Raw genomic sequence first — 13,174 nt, forward strand, 5'->3', positions numbered from 1 at the left:
GGGAGACATTTTTCAAAAAAAAAACCCCCCCCTTTTTTTTTGGGGGGGGGGGCCGCCCCCCCACAAAAAAAAAAAAAAAAACCCGGCCCCCCCCCGGGGGGGGGGGGCCCCCCCCCCCCCCCCCCCCGCTACCATGAAACGGACTAATAGTGAGACGATGGCAAATCGAGAAGAGTTAGGCATTATCCGGGGCGCCCGCGCGGGAGACGCGGTGTGCCAGCTGGCGCTGGGCAAGCTCTATCTGTTCGGCGGCGCCAGCCTACCGTTGAGCCTGCCAACCGCCCTGCACTGGCTGAACCGCGCCGCGCTGCAGGAACAGGATGAGGCCTGGATGTTGATCGGCAGTCACGTGCCGTTCGAGCATGCGCAGCATTGCCTGCCGTCGGTGCTGTCGTGGTACGACCGCGCCTACGATGCCGGCATCGAGCAGGCCGGCCTGGTGCTGGCCCAACTTGTGCTAAATCAGGCGCAGCCGGCGGAATCGTTGCATTTACGCGACAAGGCGCTGCAGGCGCTGGAATCGGCCGCCCGCTCCGGTTCGGCCGAGGCGCAGTGGCTGCTGGCCCATCAATCCGGCGCGCAACCGCCGGTTCCCGCGACGCAGGCGCCGGTGCCGGCGCGCCAAGGCGCGCGCGTGCTGCCGGTCAGCCGCGGCAATGCACGCCAGCAATGGCTGGCGCGGGCGGCCGACGGCGGCCTGGCCGCCGCCCAATACGCGGTGCTGGAACAAAGCTGGAACGGCGATCGTGAGGCATTTTTACAACGCGCGCTGCCGCTGGTGCGCGCGCTGCTGGCCGAGGCGCCGCTCGATGCCGAAGCGGCCCGCCTGGCCGACTGGCAGCCCGAGCCGGTGCAACAGACGCTGCTGGCCCGCTGCGCCGAGTTGCTGGACGGCTTGCCGGACCACGAGGCCGAACTGCGGCATTGCCGCGAACTGGCCGCGCACGGCGGCGACCGCGCCGCGCAACTGGCGCTGGGACTGTGGTTTGCGCGCATGGACGGCGAGGGCAGGCGGCAAGCCAACGGCATCACCGCCGTCAATTTCAAACGGGCAATACGCTGGCTGACGCTGGCCGGCGAGCAGGGCCTGGCCGACGCCTGGTACGCGCTGTCGCGGATCTACCTGAAGCCGGAATTTTCGCAGCGCAGCGTGGCCGAGGCGCAGGGCTACCTGGAGCGCGCGGCCGACATGGGACACAAGGGCGCGCAGCTGGAGTGCGGCATGTATGCGTGGCGCAACCGCCGCACCGACGAATACAGCGACGTGCGCGCCGCCTACTGGCTGCAGAAAGCCGCCACCCAGGGCTGTTGCGAAGCCGAGGCGGCGCTGCTGCGCGTCGCGGCCGAGCCCAAGGAAGCGGAGTGGACCGGCGCGATCCTGGCCGGCCTGACGCGCGAGGCGCTGGAAAGCCAGCCGCTGCTGGCGGCCCGCCTGGAACTGGCCGAGCTGTTCGGCCTGAGCCGGGCTGAAGCGCTGTTACTGGATGTGAAGGCGGCCGACCAGGGCCATTGCCTGGTGGTGGATATCCGCGCCAGCTATGGACGCAGCAAGCGGCGGCTGATCTTGCTGCGCACGGCGCGCGAGCGGCAGGCGCTGGATCGCATCGTGCGCCTGTTCGAGAGTGTCGACAGCGGCCCCGATGGGCTGGAAGGCAATTACCGCCAGCGCCTGTACCGCCTGAAGACCTGGGCGCCGGCCGCAGCCGGAGTCGCCGCCGGCGACGACCGGTTGGCCGCCTGACGCCGCTTTAACGCCGGTTTAGATTTCTATCTCGCCTTCGAACACCGTCACCGCGGGGCCGGTCAGCCACACCGGCTGGCCCGGGCCGTCCCAGCTGATCGACAGCTGGCCGCCGCGCGCATCGATGCGCACCGGGCTGTCCAGCAAGCCGCGGCGGATGCCGGCCACGGCGGCCGCGCAGGCGCCCGTGCCGCAGGCCAGCGTTTCGCCGACGCCGCGCTCGAACACCCGCAGCCTGACGTGGTTGCGGTCGATGATCTGCATGAAGCCGGCGTTGACGCGGTTCGGGAAGCGCGCGTGGTGCTCGATCAGCGGACCGGTCAATTCCACCGGCGCCGTGTCGACGTCGTCGACGATCTGCACCGCGTGCGGATTGCCCATCGATACCACCGAGATCAGGATCTTTTCGCGGGCGCCGCCCAGTTCCAGCACCAGCGGCCACAACGTGTCCTCAGCCTGCCGCTCGCCGTGCAAGCCTTCGGCGTCGAACGGCACGCGCGCCGGCTCGAGCACCGGCGCGCCCATGTCCACCGTGATGCTGCCGTCCAGCTCCAGCCGCGGGGCGATCACGCCGGCCTTGGTTTCCACCGTGATGCTGCGCTGGTCGGTCAAGCCTTTTTCCGACACGAACTTGACGAAGGCGCGCGAACCGTTGCCGCACTGCTCGACTTCGCCGCCGTCGGCGTTGAAGATGCGGTAGCGGAAATCGCAGCCGGGCTGGGTCGGCTTTTCCACCAGCAGGATCTGGTCGGCGCCGACGCCGAAGCGGCGGTCGCCCAGCAGCTTCCACTGCGCCGGCGTGAAGGCGATGGCCTGGTTGATGCCGTCGATGACGACGAAATCATTGCCGGCGCCGTGCATTTTGGTGAATTTGAGTTTCATCTGCGCTTTTATTGTTTGCTGTACAGGGACGGTTCGCCAGGCGGCCGGGTCTTGAACCGCTTGTGGGTCCAGAAATACTCGGCCGGCGCCTCGCGCACGCGCTCTTCGATGAACTCGTTCATGCGGCGGGTGGCGGCGACCATGTCGGGACCAGGGTAATTGTCCCACACTGGATAGAATTTCACACGCCAGCCCTGGTAATCGGGCAGGAAGGTGGCGATCACCGGCATCACCTGGGCGCCGGTGGTGGCGGCGATGCGGGCGGTGGCGGTCAAGGTGGCCGCCTCGATGCCGAAGAAGGGCACGAACTCGGCATCCTTGTCGCCGAAGTCCATGTCCGGCAGCATGAAGTAGGGCAGCTTGTCGCGCAGCGCGCGCAGGATGGGCTTGATGCCGTCCTGGCGCGTGAACAGCTTGACCGGCTTGAAGCGGGCGCGGCCGGCGCGCAGCACCCGGTCGAAGGTGGCGTTCTTTTGCTGCACATACATCGACGAGGCGCTGGCCACCATCGCGATCGAGGCGCCGGCCACGTCCAGGCAGACGAAGTGCGGGCACAGCAGGATGGTCGGCTTCGAGCTCATCTCCTCGACCGGCACCGGACCCGGCTCGACCTTGATCAGGCGGTTCAGGCGCTCCTCGGAAGCCCACCACAGGATGCCGCGCTCCCACACGCTGCGCGAATACGCCTGGAAGTGGCGGTGGGCGATGTCGACCCGCTGCGCTTCGGTCAGCTCCGGCATGCACAGACGCAGATTGGTCAGCGTGATGTGGCGGCGCGAGCGCATCGCCACGAACAGCAGGCTGCCGACCAGGTCGCCAAAGCGGCCCAGCACCGGCAAGGGCAGCCAGTGCAGCAGCCACATGATCCCCAGCAGCAGCTTCATGGCTGTTCTCCCGCGTTTGCCGCGGTGGGCGCGGCGATGCCGGCCGGTACCTTGTAGCGGTTGTAGCTCCAGAAATACTGCGCCGGGCTGCGGGCGATCAGGCGTTCCATGGCGCCGTTGATGGCCTGGGCCTGCTCGGCGGCGCTGCCGTCCAGCGTGCCGTCGAAGGGCACGAAGCGGATCACGTAGCCGCGTCCGCCAGGCAGGCGCTCGGCGTAGGTGACGATGACGGTGGCGTCGCCCAGCTGCGCCAGCTTGGCGGGCAGGGTCATGGTGTAGGCGTCGCGGCCGAAGAACTTGGCCCACACGCCTTCGCCTTCCTGCGGCACCTGGTCCGGCAGCAGGCCGATCGGCTTGCCTTTCTTGAGGCACTTGGCCAGCATGCGCACGCCGGACATATTGGCCGGCGCCAGCAACAGATTGTCGCGCGCGCGGGCGCCTTCGATCAGCGGTTTCAATGCCGCTTTTTTAGGCGGGCGGTACATCACCATCAGTTCGGTGCGCAGCGCGATTTCCTGCGCGACGATTTCAAAACAGCCCAGGTGCGGCGTCAGGAACACAATGCCGCGTCCGGCGTCCAGCTCGGCTTGGACGATGTTCCAGTTCTCGTCGGTGGCGTGGCGCGACACGCGTTGCGGATCGGCGCACCAGATGAAAGGCAGTTCGACGATGCTCTTGCCGGCCTCGGCGATCGCCGCCGACAGGTGTTGCGTATAGCCGGCCAGCGCCAGATTGTCGCGCATGCGGCGGCGGTAGGAAGGCGAACTCAGGTAGACCAGCCAGCCAAGCGCGGCCCCCATTGCGTGCAGAAACGGCAATGGGAAAAATGAAAGAAAACGAAAAATGGGAACAAGCATGAAGATGATTTGTCTATTTGAGGGTGACTCTGGCTTCTGTTGCTATGCCAAAATTTTTTAAGAAGCGTAAAATACCACGTATGCAGTATCCGCTGAGTTAACAGACAACTTGCGTGGCGGAATATAAATATCGCTAAAGCGTCGCAAGCCGTATTGGTTGGCGACAAACATATTTAACCAGTATCAGGAGCTTGCGATGTCAAACGATTATCTCTTCACCTCGGAATCCGTCTCCGAAGGCCATCCGGACAAGGTCGCCGACCAGATCTCCGACGCCATTCTGGATGCGATCCTGACCCAGGACCCCAAAGCCCGCGTTGCCGCGGAAACCTTGTGCAACACCGGCCTGGTGGTGCTGGCAGGTGAAATCACCACCCACGCCAACGTGGATTATATTCAAGTCGCGCGCGAAACCATCAAGCGCATCGGCTACGACAACACCGAATACGGCATCGACTACAAAGGTTGCGCCGTGCTGGTGGCCTACGACAAGCAATCGCCGGACATCGCCCAGGGCGTGGACGAAGGCGCCGGCATCGACCTGGACCAGGGCGCCGGCGACCAGGGCCTGATGTTCGGCTATGCCTGCGACGAAACCGCCGAGCTGATGCCGGCCGCGATCCACTACGCGCACCGCCTGGTCGAGCGCCAGTCGCAGCTGCGCAAGGATGGTCGCCTGCCATGGCTGCGTCCGGACGCCAAGTCGCAAGTCACGCTGCGTTACGTCAACGGCCGTCCGGTGTCGGTCGACACCGTCGTGCTGTCGACCCAGCACGCGCCGGAAATGCAGCACAAGCAGATTGAAGAAGCGGTGATCGAGGACATCATCAAGCAGGTGCTGCCGCGCGAGTGGCTGGTCAACACCAAGTACCTGGTCAACCCGACCGGCCGCTTCGTCATCGGCGGTCCTCAGGGCGATTGCGGCCTGACCGGCCGCAAGATCATCGTCGACACCTACGGCGGCGCCAGCCCGCACGGCGGCGGCGCGTTCTCGGGCAAGGATCCTACGAAAGTGGACCGTTCGGCGGCCTACGCCGCGCGTTACGTGGCCAAGAACGTGGTGGCCGCCGGCCTGGCGCGCCAGTGCCAGGTGCAGGTCAGCTACGCGATCGGCGTGGCGCGTCCGATCAACATCACCGTCTACACCGAAGGCACGGGCGTGATTCCTGACGAGAAAATCGCCGCGCTGGTGATGGAGCATTTCGACCTGCGCCCGAAAGGCATCGTGCAGATGCTGGACCTGCTGCGTCCGATCTACGCCAAGACCGCCGCCTACGGCCACTTCGGCCGCGAAGAGCCGGAGTTCAGCTGGGAGCGCACCGACAAGGCGGCGGCCCTGCGCGCCGCCGCCGGCCTGAAGTAATCCGGCCGGTACAGTAAAAACGCCCTGCGGGGCGTTTTTTTTTGCTAAAATGCGCCTTCCGAGGAGCGTTGCGACGAATCACGAATTCGCCAGGCTCGGAATCTGCAACTGCGCTCACGTTACTTTTTTCAACACATGAAAGGAGGGCGTGATGAACGCCGTACTCAAATCCGCACAAGACTACCTGGTCGCCGACATCTCCCTGGCGCCCTGGGGCGACAAAGAAATCAAGATTGCCGAAACCGAAATGCCTGGCCTGATGGCCATCCGCGAGGAATTCGCCGCATCGCAGCCGCTCAAGGGCGCGCGCATCACCGGTTCGCTGCACATGACCATCCAGACCGCCGTGCTGATCCAGACGCTGGAAGCGCTGGGCGCCAAGGTCCGCTGGGCCTCGTGCAACATCTACTCGACCCAGGACCACGCCGCCGCCGCCATCGCCGCCGCCGGCACGCCGGTGTTCGCCATCAAGGGCGAAACCCTGGACGAATACTGGGACTACACCCACCGCATCTTCGAATGGCCTGCCGACGCAGCGGGCAACGCCGTCTACTCGAACATGATCCTGGACGACGGCGGCGACGCCACCTTGCTGCTGCACCTGGGCGCCCGCGCCGAGAAGGATATTTCGGTGCTGGCCGCGCCAGGTTCCGAAGAAGAAATCTGCCTGTTCAACGCCATCAAGGCGCACCTGGCGATCGACCCGTCGTGGTACTCCAAGCGCCTGCCGCAGATCCTGGGCGTGACCGAGGAAACCACCACCGGCGTGCACCGCCTGTACCAGATGCACAAGGAAGGCAAGCTGGCCTTCCCGGCCATCAACGTCAACGACTCCGTCACCAAGTCCAAGTTCGACAACCTGTACGGCTGCCGCGAATCGCTGGTCGACGGCATCAAGCGCGCCACCGACGTGATGATCGCCGGCAAGGTCGCCGTCATCGCCGGCTACGGCGACGTCGGCAAGGGCTCGGCGCAGGCGATGCGCGCGCTGTCGGCGCAAGTGTGGGTCACCGAAATCGATCCGATCTGCGCGCTGCAGGCGGCGATGGAAGGCTACCGCGTCGTGACCATGGACTACGCCGCCGAGCACGGCGACATCTTTGTCACCTGCACCGGCAACTATCACATCCTGACCGAGAAGCACATGCTGGCCATGAAGGACCAGGCCATCGTCTGCAACATCGGCCACTTCGACAACGAGATCGACGTCGCCGCGCTGAAGAAGTACACCTGGGACAACATCAAGCCGCAAGTCGACCACGTGATCTTCCCGTCGGGCAAACGCATCATCCTGCTGGCCGAAGGCCGACTGGTCAACCTGGGTTGCGGCACCGGCCATCCGTCGTACGTGATGAGCTCGTCGTTCGCGAACCAGACCATCGCCCAGATCGAGCTGTACGCCAACACCGACAAGTACCCGGTCGGCGTGTACGTGCTGCCGAAGCACCTGGACGAGAAAGTCGCGCGCCTGCAGCTGAAAAAGCTCAACGCGCAACTGACCGTGCTGACCGAAGAGCAGGCGGCCTACATCGGCGTGTCGCAGCAAGGTCCGTACAAGCCTGACCACTATCGTTATTAAAACCTCCGTCATTACCGCTTGCGCGGGAATGACGCCGTGCCACTTTGCAGCGAGTCTTAACTATGCGTTTGGTCCTTACCTGGTTAATCAATGCAATTGCCTTGCTGGCAGTTCCCTACCTGATGCATTCCGTCGATGTCACAAGCATAGGCGCAGCCCTCGTCGCGGCTCTTGTACTGGGCCTGGTAAATACGCTGATCCGCCCCGTGCTGCTGTTGCTGACGCTGCCCGTGACCCTGGTGTCGCTGGGCCTGTTCATTTTCATCATCAACGGCTTCATGTTCTGGCTGGTCGCCCAATGGGTGGACGGCTTCCACGTCGACAGCTTCGTGTCGGCCATCGGTGGCGCACTGTTGTACAGCGTGATTTCCTGGGCTCTGTCTACCTTACTTTTGAAGAACTCAGATGGCTAATCATAATTTCAGTATCGAATTCTTTCCGCCGAAGACGGCGGAAGGCGCGGAAAAGCTGCGCGTCACGCGCGCCAAGCTGTCCGAGCTGAAGCCCAAATACTTCTCCGTGACGTTCGGCGCCGGCGGCAGCACGCAGCGCGGCACGCTCGACACCGTGGTGGAAATCCTCGCCGCCGGTGAAGACGCCGCGCCGCACCTGTCCTGCGTCGGTGGCACGCGCGAATCGATCCGCGAGATCCTCACCGATTTCAAGTCGCACAACATCAAGCGCATCGTCGCGCTGCGCGGCGACCTGCCGAGCGGCTACGGCGCGGCAGGCGAGTTCCGTTACGCGAACGAGCTGGTGGAGTTCATCCGCCAGGAGACCGGCGAGTGGTTCCACATCGAAGTGGCGGCCTATCCGGAAGTGCACCCGCAGGCCAAGTCGCCGCAGGACGACTTGCTGGCCTTCGAGCGCAAGGTGAAGGCCGGCGCCAACGCCGCCATCACGCAGTACTTCTACAACGCCGACGCCTATTTCCAGTTCGTCGACCAGACCCGCAAGCTGGGCCTGGACGTGCCCATCGTGGCCGGCATCATGCCGATCACGAACTACACGCAGCTGATGCGCTTCTCCGACATGTGCGGCGCCGAGATCCCGCGCTGGGTGCGCCTGAAGCTGGCCAGCTTCGGCGACGACAGCGCGTCGATCAAGGCCTTCGGCCTCGACGTGGTCACGCAGCTGTGCGAGCGGCTGCTGGCCGGCGGCGCGCCGGGCCTGCACTTCTACAGCATGAACCAGGCCGCCGCGACCACCGCGCTGTGGCAGCGGCTGGTGTAACGGGCACGGGCTTAATCCACCTCGGCCTCGGTCACGATGCGGTCCAGCGCCACGTCGTGGCCGTCGCTGTCGAACCGCACCTGCAGGCACCGGTAGGCGATGCCAACCGTCTGCGGGCGCGGCTCCCGCGCCAAGGTGCGGTCGTAAAACCCGCCGCCATACCCCAGCCGATAGCCTTGCGGATTAAAACCCAGGCAGGGCACCAGCAGCGCCGGCGGATACGCCGCCTGCAGCCGCAGATCGGCCGGCACCGCCACCCCCATCGCATCCTTGACCATCGCCTCGCCGATGCGCCATTCGGCAAACTCCAGCGCCGCATGTTTTTCCACCACCACCGGCAGCAGCAGCCTGGCGCCCAGGCGGGCCAGCTCGGCATAGGCCGCATGCAGGTCCGGCTCGTCGCGCAGCGGCCAGTAGACCCCCAGCGCCGCCGGCTGCGCGGCGCGCCACCACGCCACCACCTGCGCGCCGATCGCATGGTCCCACGCGGCCCGCGTGGCCGCGTCCAGCGCGCGCCGCGCGGCCAGCAGGCGCTTGCGCAAATCGGCCTTGGCCATGGTGGCCGGGGCTGGTGGTTCGGTCGCGCTGCGTGGTATTCTAGGGTCGCTGGTCATGGTTCAGATATTAAAGACTTTAGAGAGTTGCACATTGATTTCCGCTTCGAAATGGATTGCCGGCGCCGTCGCCGTGGTCATGACTGTGGCCCTCAGCGCCTTTGCCCATGCCGACGACCTTGGCGATGACGGCCGCAGGGCGGACGACTCCTTCCTGCTGCTGCGCGACGCGGTGCGCCAGGACGATGCCGCCAAGGCCGATTTCTACGCCGCCCGCCTGACCGATTATTCGATCCCGTCCTATGTCGATTATTATCGGCTGAAACCGCGCCTGAAGGATGCTTCAGGCGCCGAAATCCGCGATTTCATGAAGCGCTACGAAGGCCAGGCCATCGTCGACCGCCTGCGCAACGACTGGCTGCTGGAGCTGGGCCGCAAGCGCGACTGGGCCACCTTCGACGAGCAGCTGCCGCTGTTCGTGCTGAACGACGACACCCAGGTCAAATGCTACGCGCTGCAGTCGCGCGCCCTCAAGGGGCAGAAGGTGGCCGGCGAGGCGCGCGAACTGCTGACCGCGCCCAACGGCTACGGCGAACCGTGCGCCGGCCTGATCGCCACCTTGTACCAAGCCGGCCAGTTCGGCGTCGACGACCTGTATGCGCAGCTGCGCCTGTCCGGCGAATACAACGCCACCGGCCAGGCGCGCCGCATCGCCGCGCTGCTTGGCGGGAACGAGAAGAAGGCGGTGCAGGCGGTCGACCTGCCGGCCATCGCGCTGACCAAGGGCGCCGGCAGCGGCCGCACCGATCACGAGATCTACATCGTCGCCATCGGCCGCATGGCCAAGACCAGCAGCAGGCTGGCGGTGCTGGCGCTGGACAAGGCGGCGCCGAAAATGACGGCGCAGGAGCAGCAGGAAGCGTGGGCGGCGATCGCGCTGCAGTCGTCGTATTCGTTGTCGCCGGAGACCACCGAGTACTGGCAGAAATCGAACGGCGCCGCGCTGTCGATCGACCAGATCCAGTGGAAGACCCGCATCGCGCTGCGCAACGGCGACTGGCGGCAGGTGGAGAAGAACATCCGCGCCATGCCGTCGGCGCTGCGCGGCGATCCGGCCTGGGTGTACTGGCTGGGCCGCGCGCTGATGGCGCAGACCAATGCCGGCCAGCCGACGGGAGAGGCGCTGCAGCTGTTCCACAGCATTGCCGACCAGTCCAACTTCTACGGCCAGCTGGCGCTGGAGGAAACCGGCAAGCTGGTGACGATCCCGCTGCCTGGCTTGCCGATCGGAGCAAACGAGATCGCCCCCATCGCGGCCAACCCGAACTTCCAGCGCGCGCTCAAGTTCTTCAGCATGCGGCTGCGCTTCGAAGGCACGCGCGAATGGAACTGGGGCCTGCGCGGCCTGAGCGAACGCGAACACCTGGCCGCCGCCGAATTCGCGCGCCAGAACAATATCCTCGACCGCATGGTCAACACCTCGGACCGCACCCGCATCCAGGTCGACTACACGCAGCGCTTCCCGTCGCCGCACATCGACATCATGCATCCGACCACGCAGACGCTGGGCCTGGACAAGGCCTGGGTCTACGGCCTGATACGCCAGGAATCGCGCTTCATCATGGACGCGCAGTCGAACGTCGGCGCCTCGGGCCTGATGCAGGTGATGCCGTCCACCGGCCGCTGGGTCGCCAAGAAAATCGGCCTGGCCGACTTCGCGCAGAACATGCTGAGCGACGTGCGCACCAACATCCTGCTGGGGGCGAACTACCTCAACATGGTGCTGGGGAACATGGACGGCTCGCAGGTGCTGGCCACCGCGGCCTACAACGCCGGGCCGGGCCGCCTGCGCTCATGGCGCTCGACCCTGACCAAACCGATGGACAGCGCGGTCTTCATCGAATCGATCCCGTATGTCGAAACCCGCACCTACGTCAAGAACGTGATGTCGAACACGACCTACTACGCGGCGCTGTTTGAAGGGCGGCCGCAATCGCTGAAGGCGCGCCTGGGCAACGTCGCGCCGAAGGGCTACACCGAACAGGAACAGCAGGAATCGAGCTTCGGTTCGCGCTAAAGAACACCAACCACTACGGACGCATCATGCAGAGCACTCAACTTGATCCCAGCCTGTCGCAATCCCTGGCCGCCGCGCGCGAACCGGGCCTGACGCTCGTCATCGGCAACAAGAACTATTCGTCCTGGTCGATGCGACCATGGGTGGCGATGACCGCCTTCGGCATACCGTTCCAGGAAGTGCGCGTGCTGCTGGACCAGCCCGACACCGCCAACCGCATCTGCGGCTACTCGGCCAGCGGCCGCGTGCCGGTGCTGCTGGCCGGCGAGATGACGATCTGGGACAGCCTGGCGATCTGCGAATACCTGGCCGAGCAATTCCAGGAACTGCACATGTGGCCGCAGGACGTGGCCGCGCGCGCGATGGCGCGCTCGATCTGCGCCGAGATGCACGGCGGCTTTTCCGACCTGCGCAACTCGATGTCGATGAATATCCGCGCCAGCTATCCGGGCAAGGGCCGCACCAACGGCACCCAGGCCGACATCGGCCGCATCAGCGAAATCTGGGAAGAATGCCTGTCGCGCTTCGGCCACCACCAGTTCCTGTTCGGCGACTTCTCGATCGCCGACGCCTACTACGCGCCGGTGGTGATGCGCTTTAAAACCTACGGCGTGGCGCTGGCGCCGGCGCTGGACGCCTACTGCCAGCGCGTGCAGGCCCATCCCGCCGTGGCCCGCTGGGTCGCCGAGGCGCTGGCCGAAACCGAAACGGCGCCCAGGCACGACGCCGAGATGCCGGATTAAGCGATGCAGATATATGTCGTCGGCGGCGCCGTTCGCGATGAGCTGCTTGGGCTGCCGGTCAAGGACCACGATCACGTCGTCGTCGGCGCCACGCCGGACGACATGCTGGCCAAGGGCTTTCGCCCGGTCGGCAAGGACTTCCCGGTGTTCCTGCATCCTGACACGCAGGAGGAATACGCGCTGGCCCGCACCGAGCGCAAGACGGCGCCCGGCTACAAGGGCTTCGTGTTCCATACTTCGCCCGACGTCACGCTGGAAGACGACCTGGTACGGCGCGACCTGACCATCAACGCCATCGCCCGCGCCGGCGACGGCACGCTGACCGACCCGTACGGCGGCCGGCGCGATATCGAGGCGCGCATCTTCCGTCACGTGTCCGACGCCTTTGCCGAAGACCCGGTGCGCATCCTGCGCGTGGCGCGTTTCGCCTCGCGCTTCAGCGATTTCCGCGTCGCCCCCGAAACCAATGCGCTGATGAAGCGGATGGTGGAGCAGGGCGAGGTCGACGCGCTGGTGCCGGAGCGCGTGTGGCAGGAACTGGCGCGCGGCCTGATGGAAGCCAGGCCGTCGCGCATGCTGGAGGTGCTGCGCGACTGCGGCGCGCTGGCGCGCATCCTGCCGGAACTGGACGTGCTGTGGGGTGTGCCGCAGCCGGAGAAATGGCATCCAGAGATCGACACCGGCCTGCACATGCTGCAGGTGATCGATTGCGCGGCGGAGGCGGGGCTGGAGCTGCCGACGCGCTTCGCCTGCCTGATGCACGACCTGGGCAAGGGCGTCACACCGTCCGGAAGCTGGCCGGCCCACCATGGCCACGAGGGCATGGGCGTCAAGCTGGTCGAACAGGTGTGCAAGCGCCTGAAGGTGCCGACCGAGTGCCGCGACCTGGCCGTGATGACGGCGCGCGAGCACGGCAACGTCGGCCGCGCCCTGCAGCTGCGGGCCAACACCATCGTCAAGCTGCTCGAGCGCTGCGACGCCTTCCGCAAGCCCGCCCGCTTTGTGCAGATGCTGCTGGCGACCGAATGCGACTCGCGCGGCCGCATCGGCCCGCAGGCCAGCTATCGCGACGCGCCGTTTCCGCAGAAGGCGTGGCTGGAGAACGCCATGGCGGCGGCGCGCGGCGTCAACGCCGGCGAGATCGCCCAGGCCAGCGCCGCGGCGCCGCAGCGCATCCCCGAACTGGTGCACAACGCCCGGGTCAGCGCCGTGAAGGCGGCGCTGCCGGTGTCCGACGCTCCCGGCACGGACGGATAAAGAA

12 protein-coding genes and 1 riboswitch are annotated in these 13,174 nt (G+C 65.8%); of the genes, 8 read left to right on the forward strand and 4 right to left on the reverse strand.

All coding sequences use genetic code 11. The annotated features are described in order from the left end of the window. The first annotated feature begins 157 nt into the window (after window positions 1–157). On the forward strand, window positions 158–1,741 hold the full coding sequence (locus tag ACCD07_RS10990; RefSeq protein ID WP_176652953.1) for an SEL1-like repeat protein: 1,584 nt from the start codon (window positions 158–160) through the stop codon (window positions 1,739–1,741). Between the two features lie 18 nt (window positions 1,742–1,759). Here ACCD07_RS10990 and dapF read toward each other — a convergent pair whose 3' ends face one another. The 3 genes from dapF to ACCD07_RS11005 are packed head-to-tail and all read right to left on the reverse strand — an operon-like array spanning window position 1,760 to window position 4,364. Beyond that, window positions 1,760–2,623 (reverse strand): diaminopimelate epimerase, encoded by an 864-nt coding sequence (gene dapF, locus ACCD07_RS10995; protein ID WP_413447369.1) that lies wholly within the window; start codon window positions 2,621–2,623, stop codon window positions 1,760–1,762. A gap of 8 nt (window positions 2,624–2,631) precedes the next feature. Beyond that, window positions 2,632–3,507 (reverse strand): lipid A biosynthesis acyltransferase, encoded by an 876-nt coding sequence (locus ACCD07_RS11000; protein ID WP_176652951.1) that lies wholly within the window; start codon window positions 3,505–3,507, stop codon window positions 2,632–2,634. Then, window positions 3,504–4,364, reverse strand: a complete 861-nt coding sequence (locus ACCD07_RS11005) for a lysophospholipid acyltransferase family protein (protein WP_413447370.1) — start codon at window positions 4,362–4,364, stop codon at window positions 3,504–3,506. Before ACCD07_RS11005 ends, ACCD07_RS11000 begins: the two co-directional genes overlap by 4 nt. Before the next feature lie 196 nt (window positions 4,365–4,560). Here ACCD07_RS11005 and metK point away from each other — a divergent pair, with 196 nt between their 5' ends. From metK to metF, 4 genes are all read left to right on the forward strand, one after another. After that, window positions 4,561–5,727: a methionine adenosyltransferase gene (gene metK, locus ACCD07_RS11010; RefSeq protein ID WP_176652949.1), complete on the forward strand. Its 1,167-nt coding sequence runs from the start codon at window positions 4,561–4,563 to the stop codon at window positions 5,725–5,727. Between the two features lie 54 nt (window positions 5,728–5,781). After that, window positions 5,782–5,850: riboswitch (S-adenosyl-L-homocysteine riboswitch) on the forward strand. Window positions 5,851–5,878: 28 nt separating this feature from the next. Then, a complete protein-coding gene (gene ahcY / locus ACCD07_RS11015; RefSeq protein ID WP_353403928.1) occupies window positions 5,879–7,306 on the forward strand; it encodes an adenosylhomocysteinase in 1,428 nt (475 codons plus the stop codon). Window positions 7,307–7,368: 62 nt separating this feature from the next. Next, window positions 7,369–7,719, forward strand: a complete 351-nt coding sequence (locus tag ACCD07_RS11020; RefSeq protein WP_176652947.1) for a phage holin family protein — start codon at window positions 7,369–7,371, stop codon at window positions 7,717–7,719. After that, on the forward strand, window positions 7,712–8,539 hold the full coding sequence (metF, locus tag ACCD07_RS11025) for a methylenetetrahydrofolate reductase [NAD(P)H] (protein WP_176652946.1): 828 nt from the start codon (window positions 7,712–7,714) through the stop codon (window positions 8,537–8,539). The genes ACCD07_RS11020 and metF overlap by 8 nt, the downstream gene beginning before the upstream one ends. A gap of 11 nt (window positions 8,540–8,550) precedes the next feature. Here the strand turns inward: metF and ACCD07_RS11030 are convergent, their stop codons facing one another. After that, entirely contained in the window at window positions 8,551–9,096 is a 546-nt protein-coding gene (locus ACCD07_RS11030) for a 5-formyltetrahydrofolate cyclo-ligase (protein WP_353403954.1), read from the reverse strand. A gap of 136 nt (window positions 9,097–9,232) precedes the next feature. On the opposite strand from ACCD07_RS11030, the gene ACCD07_RS11035 reads away from it, so the two are divergent. The 3 genes from ACCD07_RS11035 to ACCD07_RS11045 are packed head-to-tail and all read left to right on the forward strand — an operon-like array spanning window position 9,233 to window position 13,170. Then, a complete protein-coding gene (locus ACCD07_RS11035) occupies window positions 9,233–11,170 on the forward strand; it encodes a transglycosylase SLT domain-containing protein (RefSeq protein WP_413447371.1) in 1,938 nt (645 codons plus the stop codon). A gap of 26 nt (window positions 11,171–11,196) precedes the next feature. After that, window positions 11,197–11,913: a glutathione S-transferase family protein gene (locus ACCD07_RS11040; protein ID WP_176652944.1), complete on the forward strand. Its 717-nt coding sequence runs from the start codon at window positions 11,197–11,199 to the stop codon at window positions 11,911–11,913. 3 nt (window positions 11,914–11,916) lie between these two features. Then, entirely contained in the window at window positions 11,917–13,170 is a 1,254-nt protein-coding gene (locus tag ACCD07_RS11045) for a multifunctional CCA addition/repair protein (RefSeq protein ID WP_413447372.1), read from the forward strand. Window positions 13,171–13,174: the final 4 nt, after the last annotated feature.

It is taken from the genome of Duganella sp. Dugasp56, assembly GCF_047304105.1.
GTDB lineage: Bacteria > Pseudomonadota > Gammaproteobacteria > Burkholderiales > Burkholderiaceae_D > Rugamonas > Rugamonas hordei.

Coding starts and splice junctions, on each gene's coding strand:
- ahcY (WP_353403928.1), top strand. CDS start 5,879: ATGAACGCCGTACTCAAATCCGCACAAGACTACCTGGTCGCCGACATC.
- ACCD07_RS10990 (WP_176652953.1), top strand. CDS start 158: ATGGCAAATCGAGAAGAGTTAGGCATTATCCGGGGCGCCCGCGCGGGA.
- metF (WP_176652946.1), top strand. CDS start 7,712: ATGGCTAATCATAATTTCAGTATCGAATTCTTTCCGCCGAAGACGGCG.
- ACCD07_RS11000 (WP_176652951.1), bottom strand. CDS start 3,507: ATGAAGCTGCTGCTGGGGATCATGTGGCTGCTGCACTGGCTGCCCTTG.
- dapF (WP_413447369.1), bottom strand. CDS start 2,623: ATGAAACTCAAATTCACCAAAATGCACGGCGCCGGCAATGATTTCGTC.
- ACCD07_RS11045 (WP_413447372.1), top strand. CDS start 11,917: ATGCAGATATATGTCGTCGGCGGCGCCGTTCGCGATGAGCTGCTTGGG.
- ACCD07_RS11040 (WP_176652944.1), top strand. CDS start 11,197: ATGCAGAGCACTCAACTTGATCCCAGCCTGTCGCAATCCCTGGCCGCC.
- ACCD07_RS11005 (WP_413447370.1), bottom strand. CDS start 4,364: ATGCTTGTTCCCATTTTTCGTTTTCTTTCATTTTTCCCATTGCCGTTT.
- ACCD07_RS11020 (WP_176652947.1), top strand. CDS start 7,369: ATGCGTTTGGTCCTTACCTGGTTAATCAATGCAATTGCCTTGCTGGCA.
- ACCD07_RS11035 (WP_413447371.1), top strand. CDS start 9,233: ATGACTGTGGCCCTCAGCGCCTTTGCCCATGCCGACGACCTTGGCGAT.
- metK (WP_176652949.1), top strand. CDS start 4,561: ATGTCAAACGATTATCTCTTCACCTCGGAATCCGTCTCCGAAGGCCAT.
- ACCD07_RS11030 (WP_353403954.1), bottom strand. CDS start 9,096: ATGGCCAAGGCCGATTTGCGCAAGCGCCTGCTGGCCGCGCGGCGCGCG.